This window comes from Providencia sp. PROV189, assembly GCF_028480065.1.
GTDB lineage: Bacteria > Pseudomonadota > Gammaproteobacteria > Enterobacterales > Enterobacteriaceae > Providencia > Providencia stuartii.
Window position 1 is genome coordinate 295,274 of sequence record NZ_JAMPOG010000004.1, and the last position, 16,297, is coordinate 311,570.

Here is a 16,297-nt window from a genome sequence, read left to right on the forward strand (position 1 = left end):
AGTCTCATTGTCACGTGAAGAGCATAAGAATAGTTGGGATATTATTCTTATGCCAAATCAAGCCGCCAATTTGCAGTATGGTTTCGGCTATACTTTATTGTTATAGATAAATTAGTTGTTAATTATCCATAACTTAGTGATTTTATCTTGAATTAATGACCATAAGGCCACTTTGCGATGATGTTTTGCATGGAGCATTGAAAAATAGCTCAATGCTTCTGTTATCGATTCTTCTGTGTTTATTGCGATACTGTAATCAAAACTTTTCTTTAAATCCGAAATCGCATACGCATAATAGCAACTTTGCGCGGTGAGTATCGCCCCTTCAGTAAGGCAACGACGAAGTATAGTGGCAGCCCTTATATAGCCCTGAGTATATAAATAAAAAAGGGAGGCTTACGCCTCCCTTTGACTCTGTCAATAACTGATTAGCAAACCACTATTTTAGCACGTTGTAGATCACGGTTTCACCCGCGGTCACATTTCCGTTAGCTAAAATTTCAACACCAGCAAAATCATCGATATTACTGATAATAACAGGGCTGATCATCGATTTAGCGTTAGCTTCTAGGAAAGCGATATCCAACTTCAGAATTGGTGTACCGGCTTTCACTTCACTGCCTTCTTCCACTAAACGCGCACAACCTTCACCTTTTAGAGCAACAGTATCGATACCCATGTGAACAATTAACTCAACACCATTTTCTGTTTCTAAACAGAACGCATGGTTAGTTTCGAAAATTTTCACGACGGTTCCTGATGCTGGTGCAAGCACCTCATCACTGGTTGGTTTAATGGCAATACCATCGCCAACGATACGACTAGAAAAAGCTTCATCTGGCACATCATCAAGGGAGTACACTTCACCACTGACAGGTGCTACCAGTGAAAGAATTGTTTCACCTTTTGTTTTCACAGGCTCGGCTATCTTGGCTTTTTCAGTTTCTGTTGCTGAAGCAGAAGCTGCAATTGGGCCTTTCGCAATCACTTCTTTCATCGCCGATGCGACCAGTTCAGCACGTGTACCTACAATGACTTGCACGCTTTGTTTATTCAAACGAATAACCCCTGAAGCACCAAGGCGTTTAGCCATCGCATCATTAACAATACTGGAATCTTTCACATTCAAGCGAAGACGAGTAATACATGCGTCGATACCTGTAATATTGTCACTTCCGCCGACAGCTGCGACATATTGACGGGCTTCTTTCTGAATATCACTATCTGTGCTATCAGCTGAGCTCAAGTTTTCATCATAACCGTCAATTGTTTCATCACCTGCACTCACTTCACGACCTGGCGTTAACAGTTTGAACTTGGTGATCATAAAACGGAAAACAACATAGTAAATACAGAAGAAAACGAGACCTTGAACAATCAACATCCACCATTGCAGCGCAAGAGGGTTACGTGATTGCAGTAACATATCCACTAAACCTGCACTAAAGCCGAATCCTGAGATCCACTCCATTGTGGCAGAGATATAGATAGAAATACCGGTTAATAAGGCGTGGATCACATACAGTACAGGCGCCACAAACATGAATGAGAATTCAAGTGGCTCTGTAATACCTGTAAAGAAGGCAGCAAAAGCACCCGCAAGCATAATACCTGCAACTTTGGCTTTATTTTCAGGACGAGCGCAATGGTAGATAGCCAAAGCAGCGCCTGGTAGACCAAACATCATAATAGGGAAGAAACCAGCTTGATAACGTCCTGTGATGCCTGGCGTCGCTAAACCTTCTTCAATTGACTTCGCGCCACCGAGGAAGTTAGGAATATCGTTAATACCTGCAACGTCAAACCAGAATACAGAGTTCAAGGCATGGTGCAGACCAACTGGGATTAATAAACGGTTAAAGAAGGCATAGATACCTGCGCCCACTGAACCTAAATCTTTGATACTTTCACCGAATGAGACTAATGCATTATAAACGACTGGCCATACGTACATTAGAATGAAAGCAAGGATAATCATTAAGAAAGAAGTCAGGATTGGAACCAGACGACGTCCACTAAAGAATGATAACGCTTTAGGTAATTCCACCCCGCTATAACGGTTATACAGCTCAGCCGAGAGCACACCGACCAGAATACCCACAAACTGGTTATTAATCTTATTGAAGGCAGCAGGAACGTTTTCAAGCGGAACATTCATAATCATGGAGTAAGAAGCTGGTGAACACAGCGTTGTCACCACTAAGAACCCCACAAACCCTGTCAGCGCCGCTGCACCATCTTTATCTTTCGACATACCATAGGCAATACCAATGGCAAACAGCACAGACATATTATCAATAATAGCTGCGCCTGATTTAATAAGTAACGCTGCGATTGCACTATTGGCGCCCCACCCATCTGGGTCAATCCAATATCCAATCCCCATAAGGATTGCGGCGGCTGGCAGTACAGCCACAGGCACCATCAATGCCCTGCCGATCCGCTGTAAGTAGCTAAGAATATTCACGAACTCCCCCTTTAAAGCCCTATTATTGCCCCATTCACAGGATCTTATTGTTCATACACCATAATAATAATTTAGGTGTCTGAGTGTAGCAATTTCATAGTCTAGATGAATTTTTTCGCGATACAAAATAAATAGGTTCGATTTGTGATAAATGTCAATGATAATTTTCATTATCCACCTAAATTAGTGGCTATTATTGAAAACTTATTTTATGATTAAAAATAACTTATCTACTGGATTTAGCTGTATAGCTAATAGAGAATCGATACTCCCTGAAATTTCCTATAGTTAGTTAATAAAAAGTCAGGGGCATAGCAACTCAAAATAGCAAAGTTACATGCTGGCGATTGAGTACAATCGCTGATTTGCAACAAATGTCATGTAACTTAAGCCATAAAGAGTATGGCGATCTTTCAGATTTCATAGAATTAACAGACTGTTACTAGAGGTAAAGTATCATGAGGCTTCTCCCACTAAAAACTGCTCACGACGTTGGGATTTGGTCTGCACAATATATTGCAGATAAAATCAACGCTTTTAACCCAACAGCCGAGCGCCCTTTTGTTTTAGGTTTGCCGACCGGTGGAACTCCGCTTGCGACATACAAAGCGCTTATCGCGTTGTATCAAGCAGGCAAAGTGAGCTTTAAACATGTTGTAACGTTCAACATGGACGAATATGTGGGTATCCCAGAAGATCATCCGCAAAGTTACCATACTTTTATGCATGAAAACTTCTTTAACCATATTGATATTCAAAAAGAAAATATCAATTTGCTAAATGGTAACGCATCGGATGTGGATGCTGAATGCCAACGCTACGAAGATAAAATTAAGTCTTATGGCAAAATTAATCTATTTATGGGTGGTGTCGGTAATGATGGTCATATTGCCTTTAATGAACCCGGCTCATCATTACGCTCTCGTACTCGTATCAAAACATTAACCCCCGAGACGCGCATCGCTAACTCACGTTTCTTTGATAATGATGTCAATCAAGTACCGAAGTTTGCCCTTACTGTAGGTGTCGCAACATTAATGGATGCGGAAGAGCTGATGGTATTGGCAACGGGTGCCAACAAAGCCAACGCCGTTCAAGCTGCGGTTGAAGGTTCAGTCAATCATTTATGGACTATCAGTTGTGTGCAAATGCACCAAAAAGCATTGATCGTCTGTGATGAACCCGCAACGCTTGAGCTAAAAGTAAAAACACTCAAATATTTTACGCAGCTAGAATCTGACATTATCGAAAAATTTAACTCATAATCATTCGATCACCCGACCTGTTGAAGCAGGTCGGTGACCCGATGTTTTATCTCTCCAGAAGTCAGGAGCCAAATACCATGTACGCATTAACCCATTGTATTATTTATACAGGTCATGAAAGATTAGATAACCATGCTGTCATCATAGATGGTGCTCTTATTAAAGATATCTGCCCATTAGATGAACTTCCCTCTGATATCGAGCAGCACGATTTACAAGGTGCTATTCTTTCTCCCGGCTTTATTGATTTACAAGTCAATGGCTGTGGTGGCGTCCAATTCAATGATAACAAAGAAAATGTGACATTGAAGCATCTGGAGATAATGCAAAAAGCCAATGAGCGTTCTGGGTGCACAAGTTTTCTACCAACCTTAATTACCTGTTCCGATGAACTGATGAAGCATGGTGTAGAAGTGATGACGGAGTACTTAAAAACACATCGTCATCAAGCGCTCGGCCTACACTTAGAAGGCCCTTACATCAACATCGTGAAAAAAGGCACGCATAATCCTGAATTCATTCGTCAGCCTTCTGCGCAAATGATTGATTATTTAGCCGCTCATGCAGATGCGATTACCAAGGTCACCTTAGCACCGGAAATCGTGGGTGAGTCTTATATTCGCCAATTGACCAATGCTGGCATTATCGTTTCTGCGGGCCATTCAAATTCAACTTACGAAGAAGCGCGCCTCGGCTTTAAAGCGGGTATCCGTTTCTCAACCCATCTCTTTAATGCCATGCCATATATTTCAGGTCGCGGACCTGGTTTAGTAGGGGCAATTTATGATACTCCAGAAGTGTACGCTGGCATTATCGCAGATGGTCTTCATGTACAATGGGCAAATATTCGTAACAGTAAACGGTTGAAAGGTGATAAATTAGTTTTAGTTACGGACGCTACCGCGCCTGCTGGTATTGATCCTCAAACTGGTGAAATGGATCATTTTATCTTTGCAGGCAAAACCATATACTACCGGAATGGATTATGTGTTGATGAGAACGGAACCCTCAGTGGATCGTCACTAACCATGATTGAAGCAGTTAAAAATACGGTAGAACATGTCGGTATCGCATTAGATGAAACATTAAGAATGGCAACACTTTACCCCGCTAGAGCGATTGGCGTCGAATCCCACTTAGGGTCTATCGCGCCGGGTAAAGTTGCGAACTTAACTGCGTTTAACCACGACTTCCAAATCCTTTCAACCTATGTCAACGGAGAGGAAGTCTACAAAAAATGAGTATATAGCTGATGAACCATAGTCACTCGCTAAAGCAAATTGGTAATATTGATCTGGTAAAACAACTCAACGGTGCCGTGGTATATAGCCTCATTGACCAACATGGTCCTATATCTCGCATCCAAATTGCAGAGCAGAGCCAACTTGCCCCCGCAAGTGTCACTAAAATTACTCGTCAGCTACTCGAGCGCGGCCTCATTAAAGAAGTCGACCAGCAAGCCTCTACAGGGGGGCGACGTGCCATATCTATCGTATCAGAGCATAAAAACTTTCATACGATAGGTGTGCGCTTAGGTCGTTATGATGCCACTATCGCCCTTTATGATTTAAGCGGCAAGCTACTTGTCGATGCCCACTATCCAATCTCAGCGCCTTCTCAGCAAGCAGTAGAGCAAAAACTGATTGAAGCGATAGAAGACTTTATTGCGCTCAATCAACGCCGTCTTAAAGAGCTTATAGCCATCTCAGTCATTTTACCCGGCCTCGTTAGCCCACACAGCGGCATTGTTCACTATATGCCACACATTAAAGTGGATAACTGGCACCTTATTGATAATTTGCAGGCTCATTTCAAAATTACCTGCTATGTTGGGCACGACATCCGTAGCCTTGCCTTAGCAGAAAGCTACTTTGGAGCCACAAAAGATTGCAAAGACTCGCTACTTGTTCGGATCCACCGCGGTGCAGGTGCTGGACTGGTCATTGATAATGAAATCTTACTAAATCACCGTGGTAACCTCGGTGAAATCGGTCATATCCAAGTGGACCCTCTAGGTGATTTGTGCCATTGCGGTAATTTTGGTTGCCTCGAAACTATCGCCTCAAATCAAGCTATTGAAAACCGTGTTCAACAGCGCCTAGAACAAGGTTTTACTAGCTCACTCACACTAGAACGTTGCTCTATACAGCATATCTGCCAAGCTGCAAATAAAAATGACCCTCTGGCGACAGAGGTGATACAGCATGTCGGCCGCCAAATCGGTAAAGCCATTGCTATCGCAATCAACCTGTTTAACCCTGAAAAGGTGGTTATTGCAGGTGATATTACGGAAGCCGAGCAAGTCCTACTGCCAGCTATCCAAAGTTGTATCGATACCCAAACACTCAAAGAGTTCCGTGAAAACTTACCGGTAGTTACCTCACAATTAGTGCATACCTCGGCAATCGGCGCCTTCGCCTTAACAAAACGCGCTATGCTCAATGGGGAATTGCTCCAAAAACTCCTTGATAACTGATCTCACAATCCCACCAGCAAAAACCAGAAACTGTTGCTCCATTTCTGGTTTTTGCTCTGGATTAGATTCTTTTTCCTTAACGCCAAAAACAGGCAAATCGTGCGTTGATAGATCTTTTGGATCACCATTTCACTGTTAGTTTGGCATCCCAACATATTAAGATGGATACAATTACTCTCATGTGACATGTCACAGTTTTTTCGATGAATGACTTGTTTTTTGCTGTCTTTATCGACAAAATGATTATTCATCAAACAAACGGACGCATTTTCACAAAAATAGTGAAAAAAGCAGTTGACTGTCTTAGCTGTAATTAGCATAATGCGCCCCGCAACGCCGATGAAGGTAATGCAAAAAAGATGGCTATGTAGCTCAGCTGGTTAGAGCACAACACTCATAATGTTGGGGTCACAGGTTCGAATCCCGTCATAGCCACCATGTTTGCGGGAGTGGCGAAATTGGTAGACGCACCAGATTTAGGTTCTGGCGCCGCGAGGTGTGCGAGTTCAAGTCTCGCCTCCCGCACCATTTCCTTCTCGGTTATTGAATTTAAGATTGGGGTATCGCCAAGCGGTAAGGCACCAGGTTTTGATCCTGGCATTCCCAGGTTCGAATCCTGGTACCCCAGCCATCTTAAATTAACGAATTTAGAAGACATCCTCGGATGGGGTATCGCCAAGCGGTAAGGCACCAGGTTTTGATCCTGGCATTCCCAGGTTCGAATCCTGGTACCCCAGCCATCTTCTCCTCTTCGTAGGTTGTCTTGAATCCCATGCAGTGAAGTTAAAAAAGCAGTTTTACTGTATGACATGGCTATGTAGCTCAGCTGGTTAGAGCACAACACTCATAATGTTGGGGTCACAGGTTCGAATCCCGTCATAGCCACCATGTTTTGCGGGAGTGGCGAAATTGGTAGACGCACCAGATTTAGGTTCTGGCGCCGCAAGGTGTGCGAGTTCAAGTCTCGCCTCCCGCACCATCCCTAACTAGGGATAAAAAATCTGATATATTGGGGTATCGCCAAGCGGTAAGGCACCAGGTTTTGATCCTGGCATTCCCAGGTTCGAATCCTGGTACCCCAGCCATCCCTCCCCCTACTCCACTTCAAAGTAAAATTTTCACCTAATATACCTTTGGGCCATCCCTTATACTTTCTCAAAAGAGACAACTTCATTTATCACTCAAGCTCAGTTACAGGTTTGCATCATCTATTTTTCTGAGCCTTAAGTAGACCAATGTACAGCCATTTCAGATACTATTTTCGTTCCGTATACCCACTTAGTGTTCGTCAGCGGCAAAACGATGAACAGCACCTATCGTATAGATGACCTTGAGATATTTTCAGAGAAACAAAAATAATCAGACAGTGTATCCATTACAGTGTCATCCCTATAACCAAATCTTATTGCCTGATTTATTCTCCTGTTCATCTAGCTCAATAAACAGGTTTCAAACCTACCATAAACACATCGTAGTGTTTTAAGCGGCATAGTGCTTTGCTTGAGGATAGAGGCTATTTGATGCTTCAAGAAAGCCCATTAGCCCATCGACACGAGCAATAAGGAGATCGCTTACCCCGAGAATTTGCCGTTTAATCACCACAGAAAGCCATAAATTACCACTCCACTTTCATAGAGGTAGAGCTGCTTATCTTTTAAATTTGAAACGAGAGCAGTTTAAGCAGCCTTCTTCACATCGCCGCCGTCTTCTTTCACTTTATATAGGATGGGGCGTATAAAGCGTTTCTTGTGGCTTCTGTTGCCACTGCTTTGGCGCACGCGGATAGTCGCGGCTGAGTCGCTTATTCTTAGAGCAAAAAGATGCTTAATTTTGTTTGATAGCCCTCAGCGCTTATTGGCTAGCTAAGCTAACTAGGGAGCCATTGATTCACCAGACTATCAGGTACAATAGTTTTGACTTACTCTAACGCCTTTTGCTGTATATCAAACACCAGAGAGAAATCATCTAACAGCAAAACCCTGTAGCCATTCCCTTTGGTATGTCAGCATTTTTCGCAGAAAACAAAAATATCTATATTTTATCCGCATACCTATCAGGTAATAACAAGGTAGCATTATTGACACGTTTTAATGAGAAATCATTGACTCATTCCAAAATTGTTTCTCCCGTGATATCTCACGATCTTTGATTTATCTTAATAATTTTCCGTTAAGAATTAACACTGATGATATTAATACTTAGTTCGTAGGGCTAGCTCAAAACTGAGTTAGCCCAATTAACATTTCTATTAAAAATTTATTATTTTGTTATTAATGAATTATAATCCTTTATCAAGGATTCATAGTTTATAAAAATCGTATCAATATCATTCGACACATTCTTGCCTTCCTTAGCTTTTTTCTCTAACACTTTTAATTCGATAACAATTTGTTGATATTTTCTTAAATATTCTTTAACTGCATAATCTGAGCTTTTTATGTTTTCTTTATTGAGTAACACTTCATTGCCGAATAATTTTTCTAACTCGACTGACTCAGCTTCAATTTTAGCAATTTCATCAGAAAGTACTTTCAAATCAATTTTCTCTGGCTCCATTGACTCAATAGTATTAGACAGTAGATCCAATGAGTTCATAATTTGAAAACGAATAATTAAGCCTTTTTCCTTCACTAATTTAAGCTCTTCAACATGCATATCTTGATAATAATTTTCATATGCATTTTCTAATTTTTCTTTTTCATCAATAAGTTTGATGTAGGCTTTTTTAGCATCGTCGTATAACACTTGCATTTGCGCATAATCATCTAAACGATATGTTTTTTTGATAATGGCATAATCACCTAATTTTATCATTTTTTCATATAAATCAACATAACTTTTACCATAAGCAATACCTGCAGCGTCTAATTCAGGGATCTCTGGGGAAAGCGTCGCCATATAATCAAATGCTTCTTTGATATTATTTAGTTCTGAATTATTGAAATGCATTGAAAAAGTAATGTCCAATGACAGTAAGCTTCCACTTATTTCTGCCCTATTTTTTAGATCCGTTTTGTTATCAATTGCTTTAAAAGCCGGAAGGTTAAGTGTCATATTTTTATCAGAACTGAATGAATCTAATACACTTTTTGTATTATTTAAAATATTAGGATTTAAACCACCTGATATCACTGATGTTTCTTTCCTTATTATATTGCCAAATTCCTCCTCAATGGCATATGTCCATAAATTACCTTTTTCAATCTTTTGGGCCAATTTAGCTTCATTGAAGTTAGTGTTTTTCTGTTTTGACTCAGATTGTTCTGCTTTATTTTTCTGAGATGGAGTGGTATTTGAGCTTTCATTAGAATCATTACACCCCGTAACTGATATTAATAAAAGGCTTAATATCGAAACTAATATTTTCTTTTTCATAATCCCTCTGCATATTATTAGTTTTTTACTTCCAAGTAATTATCATAACTCTTTTTTACGAGTAAAAAAACAATGAGCTTAACACTATCCTTCACACTCCTATTTTTTAATAACAAAGAAGATTAACATTTACGGTATTACATTTGACAATATTTCACAGTAATACATTAAAGATAAAAAAGAGCCGATCAGTATTCTCAATTTTTCAGTAACTATTTGAATGGCTTGTGCCGAAAATAAAAGAAGTGTGTGCTCGTAGTCAATTTTATTCAATATCTTAGTTTGGTGCTTTCTCACTTGTTGAGACTCGAAAGCAGCCTTATGTCACATGAGGTCTTTACTCCAACATTCCCCATATGAGCTTCACTAGGCTTGTTATTCGAGGGGTTCCGCAGATAATGTGGCGTCATTGCGTTATTTAATCAATGAAGTCAAAATACTATCCTCTTAAAATACTTTTAGGATTTTACCGAAAATGAAAGATTGTGCCATGCATCATTCCTTTTTAATGTGTTTACTGAAATGACACAAAATATCTATCACACCTGAAAAAAGTATATTATAAAAGATATTTCAAATTGCTCGAACGGTATGCCCGAGCAGCTCTACAACTTCTTAGTGATACCAATCCAGTTTCGCGCATAGGTAAACGAACAAGTAGAAGAGAAAAACGAATATTACAATCTGGAAAAGTGCAATTAACTTTTATTTTACTCTCATTCTAATTAGCACTTTTCTCATTTTCATGTTTTCAATAAGAGATGTGAATTATGCCGTTAAATCGGGCTTATTACGCGATTAAGATAGCAGCCATTGCAAAACAACTGCGTCATGCTGGATTAATTGACCATACACTGAATTTGCCCATTATTTACCTACCAGGTATTTTAGGAAGTCAGTTATACGATAGGCAGAAAAAAACCTTAATTTGGGGAGACTATCGTAGCTTAATTCGACAGAATCATTATCAATATACGGACTCCGCTGCTCATATTGGTGTCCAACAACTACACAGCTTCTCAGTTATTCCTGGTTTAATCGAGAATTTAATCACCGCACCGTTAAAGCAGCTCTTAGAAAAAGCATTAGGCTATCGCGATGGTATTGACCTATTTTTCCTTGCATATGATTGGCGCGCAGATCACCGCCATTTAGCCGCTCAACTTGACGCCAAAATCCATCAAGTAAAACAACGTTATGGGGAGCAGCAAAAAATATTACTGATTGCTCATTCATCATCAAACTGTGCGATCCGCTACTATCTACAACTATCGGCAACACAAAAAAATCGCGACAGCATTGCTAAATGGTATGCTTTTGGTCCTCCTTGGGTTGGAACATTTCAATCTTTAGCCTTGATTCAATCGGGGTATTACCCAGCAGGGAAACTCTTTCATGGGTTTTCTGCTGATGATATTGCCAGTTGCCCTAGTGCCTACCAGCTGCTTCCTAGCTCTCCTCAAGTCATAGATAAAAAAGGTAATCTAGTCGAAGAATTTGATATTTATGATGAAGAATGCTGGAAAAGCTTCTCTCTCGGCCCTTATCGCTCACCCACAGCCAATATCTCTGCCTCCACGGAACACCTACGTGAAGAGCTAGCAAATAACCTAATGAATGCAAAAGCCTTTAGTCAATGTGTGTCTGTACGCCATGCCGCCGAACAGTCAGTTCCTCAAACCTGGTTTTTGAGTGATAACCATCAAACAGTCAAATGCGCCGTCTATGACCAAGGGCAACTATTTTTGAACGCAAAAGCGATACAAAAGCACTACCCTAATTTAGTTGAACAGGCGCTCACCAAAGGCGATGACCACCTTCCGATCGATGGTTTACTTAAAGGATGGGAGCACCCCATTTTATGTGAAACAGAAACACCGCCATTAGGTGAAAATTATGTGTTTATTAATCAAGCTCGTACTCACCGAGGATTAGTTGGACATATTCCTAATTTACGCACGCTCGCTTTTGATATTGCGACATTAAATCAAAAAGCGTGCTGATTAAGATGGCTTTCCGTTCGGACTTATCTCAAATATGTATTAAGTGAGCTCATATATAACTTTATCCGTAGATAAACATACATAATGATAAACAGCTAAACACTTATGATGTCGCAATTTAATGTGACACTGGCAAGATTGATTATTCGAATTTTATGTGTGTTTTTCAGGTATACACAAAGGTAAAAAAGTCTCATGGGTCAAAATAAAGAAGTACCTTTAGTTCTTGCAGGGAAGCCATTGCCCCTTTATTACCGCATAGTTTCATCAACTATTCGTCGCATATACTACCCAAATTGTTCCCTTGTCGGTCATGTGCCACTACAGCAAACTAATAAACCAACTCTCTTTTTGTGTAGTCATCGCAACAGTGCCTTTGATGGCTATTTAACCTTAAAAGTCTCTCCACTGGGGCAAGCACTCGCATCCATCCAACTGCTCAATAGCTTTATCATGCGCCTTTATTTCACGGGTATTCCCGTCGTACGCAAAAAAGATAAAGAACGTTTAGGGATCAGTGCAAGCAGCTTCGAAAACCCGGTTGATGCGGGTGTTGAGCATCTCAAAGCAGGAGGCTCACTGTTTCTCTTCCCAGAGGGAAGTAGTGAATGGGGCCACCGACCATTGCCTTATCAACGTGGTGCAGCACGGATCATTCGCACTTTACTCTCTCAACAGATTGAATTTAATATCGTGCCATTAGGGCTGTTTTATGCCATGCCCGACCGCTTTGCGAGTCATGCCGAAATCTATGTTGGCAAACCAATCCAGATTACTGCCCAAGAAAATGAAGAGTCCGATCGCGAATGGGAAAAACGCATCCATACTCAAATCTCACAATCTCTGGATGATGTTTCCGTTAATTGCCCTGATGAAGAAACCTTTAAACACGCTGAACAGTATGCTAGCCACGCTTTCATGCAAGGCGATTCCTATGCAGAGGCATTTTTACGTTACCAACACAACCCAACACCCCAATTACTTCCCGACGCTCGCCCCTCAACTCACAGTACAACTTGGCGTTGGCTTGGCTTCTTTTTAATGTTTATCTTTATTCCTATTTTACTGGCCTCTCGGTTTGCAGCGACTTATGCCGATGCACGTAACACCATCACTTTTTTTAAAATATTAGGAGGAGGATTAGCCAGTTTAGTTTGGTTACCCTTACTTGCTTGTTTTACCTTCATCTGGCCTACGGTACTTATTCCGAGTTTTATCAGTGCCTTTATTGGTTATAAAATTATTCAATACAAAGGCTCTGCTCCATGCTAAAAACACACTATCTACATTTATTTAATCGGCTATTTGCCATTCAATTATTTATTATCTGGCTTTTAGGGTGCATTGGGGTTTTTGGCTCAGATCTGACAGAGACTCTTTGGCCATCGGTACTCACTGGCGGCATCTTTTGGATCCTATTAGTCGCCTGTAGCAAACTTCCCAAATGGCAATCCCCGCGTTTCTATTGGGTAGGTTTATTACAACTTATCGCTTGCTGGTCCATCTTCCCACTGTTTAAAGCCATTCGAATTCATTTTTATTCATGGAGCGCGGATCATCTCTTATACACCATAGACAGTTATCTTTGGCTTAATAAAAGCCTTCCAGAGCATATGATCGCTCTTCAAGCCCCATGGTTCAGTGAGTTAATTGCTTTTTGTTATTTCAGCTTTTACTTTTTAGTTATTGGTAGTGCTCTATTTTTCTTTTTACAACGCAAAAAAAACACCTCTGAGCATTACTTTTTGGGCTTAATGTTGATGTATTTTTTTGGATTTATTGGCTATTTCATTTTGCCTGCTGTCGGGCCATACGGTGCTTTCCCAACATTATTTACTTACCCTGTCCACAATGGTGCAATGACCCTTTTTCTGACGGGTATGGTGGAAAAAGGGATCACTGGAATGGATGTTTTCCCAAGCTTACACACAGGGATCACCCTGTATATCGTTGGTTTTTTATTCAAAACAGGCTACCGAAAAATCGCATGGTGCCTAACCCCTTTAGCAGCAGGTCTCATTGTTGCAACGGTTTATCTTCACTACCACTACGGTATCGACGTCATTGTTGGTGCTTTGTTGGCATTACTTGTACTGCATTTCCTATTTAAGAAAAAGAAGGTGGAAAATGGAACTCATCTATAGTCTAAATGATACTCAAGCGGCAGATATTGCTATCAGTGGTGGTAAAGGGGCTAGTTTGGCAAAAACAATCCAAGCCCTCCCTGTTCCTGACGGCTTAATCCTCTCTTGCGAAGCCTACAAGCAATTCATTTCCCCTTTATTTGGACAAATTAGTTCACTCCTTGCTCAACACCCTGACAATGAACAAAATGCCAGCGAATCTATCCGACAACTCATACTCTCGGCGCCATTGCCTGATAGCCTGACCACCCTGTTATCAACCCGCTTACATGATAGTCAATTAACTCATGTTCCTCTGGCTGTACGCTCTTCAGGGACACTAGAGGATATGCCAGGAGCCGCATTTGCAGGCCAACACGATACTATTTTAGGCGTACGCGATCTCCCGTCGCTTCATGATGCGATCCGCCAATGCTATGCTTCCCTTTGGCATACCCATGTCATGCTTTATCGACAACATTTACAGTTACCCCATCAACATGCCGCGATGGCGGTTGTATTACAGCGTATGGTAGACGTACGTGAAAATGAAGCCGCCGGGGTTGCCTTCTCAATTGATCCTGTACGGGGTAATTTATCATCTGTACTGATTAACGCTGCCTTTGGATTAGGAGAAACCGTTGTTGGTGGTGAAGAGCCTATTGATGAATACCAAGTTGATCGCGATTCCTTGCAAATCGTTCACCAAGAAATCGCCGAGAAGCAGCGTGCAATTGTTATGACCGATAAGGGAACGGAAATACTCCCTTTAGTGAGCCCAGCCAAAAATCAAACAACACTAACTTCTGAACAGTGCCAAGCAGTCGCCGAGCTCGCCATTCGTGCAGAGCAATATTTTCAGTTCCCTCAAGATATTGAGTGGGCATTTCATGACCAACAATTATGGTTATTACAATCACGTAATGTGACTCAAATTGCCCCAATTTGGACACGCGACGAGTCGGCAGAACGTTTCCCTAATCCAATCACACCTTTGACATGGGATATGTGTGAGGCGGGTTTCCATGCCTCTTTGAACTACAGTTTAAATTTAATGGGGCTACCTTCCTTTAATGGTAAATGGTTCACGATGAAAGATTATTATATTTATGGTAACCAAAACGCCGTTGCGCTTTACCATAACCGTCTTCCTACATCAATGATGAATGATTTACCCACTCTCTTATCTTCATTGCCTGAAATTGCCCGTAAATTTGCATGGGTACAAGAGCTACCTATTACTTGGATGCGAGACCTCGACCGATATTTGATTGGAATTGGCGCCCTTAACCAAGAGCCTCTCCAAGAGAAAAAATTGAGTGAACTGTGGGATTACATACAAAGGATCAATAAATTAGGCTCTGATTACTTTTTACCGAACATTGCGATTTCACTTACTCAACGCTCATTATACGCAGCCTTAATCGCCTTACTGAAAATGCTTTATCAAGGGGATGAACAGTTAGCTCATAAGACACTTGATAGTCTAATTGCAATGTCAGAGACCAAAACAGGGCAAGTGAATAACGAATTATGGAGCTTATCACGCCTTGTTCGCCATGATGCGAAATTATTTGCGCTATTAAAAGCTATCGATGCAGATTCAATTATGGATACATTGAAGCAAGCGCATCCCGACTTTTTCACTGAATTTACCGCATTTTTAACTAACCATGGTCATCGTGAAATGGACTTTGATGCCTACCACCCTACATGGCTAGATGCCCCTCATATTGTTCTTACACAAATAAGCGCAATGGCGGATTTAGAAAATGATGGACAAACCAGCGATGCGTTAAGTAAAAAAATTGCTCAGTCAAAAACCGAATTTGAGATCATTTCGCAAACGCCAGAAGAGTTGCGTTATTTTATGCAAGAGTTAATTAGGTTGGCACGGGTATACACTGCATTAGATGATTTAGAGCATTACCAAACCACTCGCCTGGCTTTACCTATGCGCAGGGGCTTACATGCCCTAGGTGAGCGCTTGGTGATCCGCGGTGTCATTGATCAAGCCTCGGATATCTATTTTGCGAAAGAACAGCAGTTAGCAGACGCTATTAACGCTGAAACTACTCAAGCATTTAGCGAATTACGCCAACATATAAGCAGCAACAAAGCAGGCTATGAACAGGCTAGAAGTACAACACCACAATGGGTTTATGGCGAAATATCAGAAGAAACCGAAGACGATGGGTCATCCCTAAAAGGGTTAGCTGGCAGCGCTGGCACCGTTGAAGGTGAAGTCTTTTTAGTTCATGGGCCTGAAGATTTTGCCCAATTCCCTCAAGGCGCGATTTTGGTTGCTCGTACCACCAATCCTGCATGGACAGCACTTTTTTATCGAGCAAGTGGCGTTATCACCGAAAGTGGTGGCCCGCTTTCTCACGGCGCAGTAACCGCTCGCGAATTAGGATTACCGGCGGTTATGGGTATCCGTCGTGTGATGAATACGCTTAAAAATGGTCAGCGTGTTAAAGTCGACGGTCAAAAAGGTATTGTTGAGCTGCTATAATCACGTATTCAATTCACTGGATAAGCTATGTTTATGATGACCTTATAGACGATGGCTTTATTCAGTGAATTGA

Annotated in this window: 9 protein-coding genes and 7 tRNA genes; 14 read left to right on the forward strand and 2 right to left on the reverse strand. The window is 41.2% G+C overall.

Translation table 11 applies throughout. From position 1 onward, the window contains the following. Positions 1-439: 439 nt before the first annotated feature. Positions 440-2,467: an N-acetylglucosamine-specific PTS transporter subunit IIBC gene (nagE, locus tag PR833_RS03720; protein ID WP_014657737.1), complete on the reverse strand. Its 2,028-nt coding sequence runs from the start codon at positions 2,465-2,467 to the stop codon at positions 440-442. 458 nt (positions 2,468-2,925) lie between these two features. Here nagE and nagB point away from each other — a divergent pair, with 458 nt between their 5' ends. From nagB to PR833_RS03770, 10 genes are all read left to right on the forward strand, one after another. After that, positions 2,926-3,732: a glucosamine-6-phosphate deaminase gene (gene nagB / locus PR833_RS03725; RefSeq protein WP_004917685.1), complete on the forward strand. Its 807-nt coding sequence runs from the start codon at positions 2,926-2,928 to the stop codon at positions 3,730-3,732. A gap of 77 nt (positions 3,733-3,809) precedes the next feature. Then, entirely contained in the window at positions 3,810-4,973 is a 1,164-nt protein-coding gene (gene nagA, locus PR833_RS03730; RefSeq protein WP_036943497.1) for an N-acetylglucosamine-6-phosphate deacetylase, read from the forward strand. Between the two features lie 11 nt (positions 4,974-4,984). Next, positions 4,985-6,208 carry a DNA-binding transcriptional regulator NagC gene (gene nagC, locus PR833_RS03735; protein ID WP_004917681.1) on the forward strand — a complete coding sequence of 408 codons (1,224 nt, stop codon included), beginning with the start codon at positions 4,985-4,987 and terminating at the stop codon, positions 6,206-6,208. A 361-nt stretch (positions 6,209-6,569) separates the two neighbouring features. Beyond that, a tRNA-Met gene (locus PR833_RS03740) sits at positions 6,570-6,646 on the forward strand. A 5-nt stretch (positions 6,647-6,651) separates the two neighbouring features. Then, positions 6,652-6,736: transfer RNA gene (locus PR833_RS03745), tRNA-Leu, on the forward strand. Positions 6,737-6,764: 28 nt separating this feature from the next. Continuing rightward, positions 6,765-6,839, forward strand: a tRNA-Gln gene (locus PR833_RS03750). 34 nt (positions 6,840-6,873) lie between these two features. Then, positions 6,874-6,948 (forward strand) — tRNA-Gln (locus PR833_RS03755). 71 nt (positions 6,949-7,019) lie between these two features. Beyond that, positions 7,020-7,096: transfer RNA gene (locus PR833_RS03760), tRNA-Met, on the forward strand. 6 nt (positions 7,097-7,102) lie between these two features. Continuing rightward, positions 7,103-7,187: transfer RNA gene (locus PR833_RS03765), tRNA-Leu, on the forward strand. A 31-nt stretch (positions 7,188-7,218) separates the two neighbouring features. After that, positions 7,219-7,293 (forward strand) — tRNA-Gln (locus PR833_RS03770). 1,174 nt (positions 7,294-8,467) lie between these two features. Here the strand turns inward: PR833_RS03770 and PR833_RS03775 are convergent. Then, positions 8,468-9,583 carry a DUF3829 domain-containing protein gene (locus tag PR833_RS03775; protein ID WP_272525891.1) on the reverse strand — a complete coding sequence of 372 codons (1,116 nt, stop codon included), beginning with the start codon at positions 9,581-9,583 and terminating at the stop codon, positions 8,468-8,470. Positions 9,584-10,353: 770 nt separating this feature from the next. On the opposite strand from PR833_RS03775, the gene PR833_RS03780 reads away from it, so the two are divergent. From PR833_RS03780 to PR833_RS03795, 4 genes are all read left to right on the forward strand, one after another. Beyond that, positions 10,354-11,586 (forward strand): lipase/acyltransferase domain-containing protein, encoded by a 1,233-nt coding sequence (locus PR833_RS03780; protein ID WP_272525892.1) that lies wholly within the window; start codon positions 10,354-10,356, stop codon positions 11,584-11,586. 195 nt (positions 11,587-11,781) lie between these two features. Then, on the forward strand, positions 11,782-12,858 hold the full coding sequence (locus PR833_RS03785) for a lysophospholipid acyltransferase family protein (RefSeq protein ID WP_004917668.1): 1,077 nt from the start codon (positions 11,782-11,784) through the stop codon (positions 12,856-12,858). After that, positions 12,852-13,730: a phosphatase PAP2 family protein gene (locus PR833_RS03790; RefSeq protein WP_040132906.1), complete on the forward strand. Its 879-nt coding sequence runs from the start codon at positions 12,852-12,854 to the stop codon at positions 13,728-13,730. The genes PR833_RS03785 and PR833_RS03790 overlap by 7 nt, the downstream gene beginning before the upstream one ends. Next, on the forward strand, positions 13,714-16,224 hold the full coding sequence (locus tag PR833_RS03795; RefSeq protein ID WP_272525893.1) for a PEP/pyruvate-binding domain-containing protein: 2,511 nt from the start codon (positions 13,714-13,716) through the stop codon (positions 16,222-16,224). The genes PR833_RS03790 and PR833_RS03795 overlap by 17 nt, the downstream gene beginning before the upstream one ends. The last annotated feature ends 73 nt before the right edge of the window (positions 16,225-16,297 follow it).

What these genes read in the sequence shown, in the direction of transcription:
- PR833_RS03795 (WP_272525893.1), top strand. Translation starts at nt 13,714, where the DNA reads ATGGAACTCATCTATAGTCTAAATGATACTCAAGCGGCAGATATTGCT.
- nagB (WP_004917685.1), top strand. Translation starts at nt 2,926, where the DNA reads ATGAGGCTTCTCCCACTAAAAACTGCTCACGACGTTGGGATTTGGTCT.
- nagC (WP_004917681.1), top strand. Translation starts at nt 4,985, where the DNA reads ATGAACCATAGTCACTCGCTAAAGCAAATTGGTAATATTGATCTGGTA.
- PR833_RS03785 (WP_004917668.1), top strand. Translation starts at nt 11,782, where the DNA reads ATGGGTCAAAATAAAGAAGTACCTTTAGTTCTTGCAGGGAAGCCATTG.
- PR833_RS03780 (WP_272525892.1), top strand. Translation starts at nt 10,354, where the DNA reads ATGCCGTTAAATCGGGCTTATTACGCGATTAAGATAGCAGCCATTGCA.
- PR833_RS03775 (WP_272525891.1), bottom strand. Translation starts at nt 9,583, where the DNA reads ATGAAAAAGAAAATATTAGTTTCGATATTAAGCCTTTTATTAATATCA.
- nagA (WP_036943497.1), top strand. Translation starts at nt 3,810, where the DNA reads ATGTACGCATTAACCCATTGTATTATTTATACAGGTCATGAAAGATTA.
- PR833_RS03790 (WP_040132906.1), top strand. Translation starts at nt 12,852, where the DNA reads ATGCTAAAAACACACTATCTACATTTATTTAATCGGCTATTTGCCATT.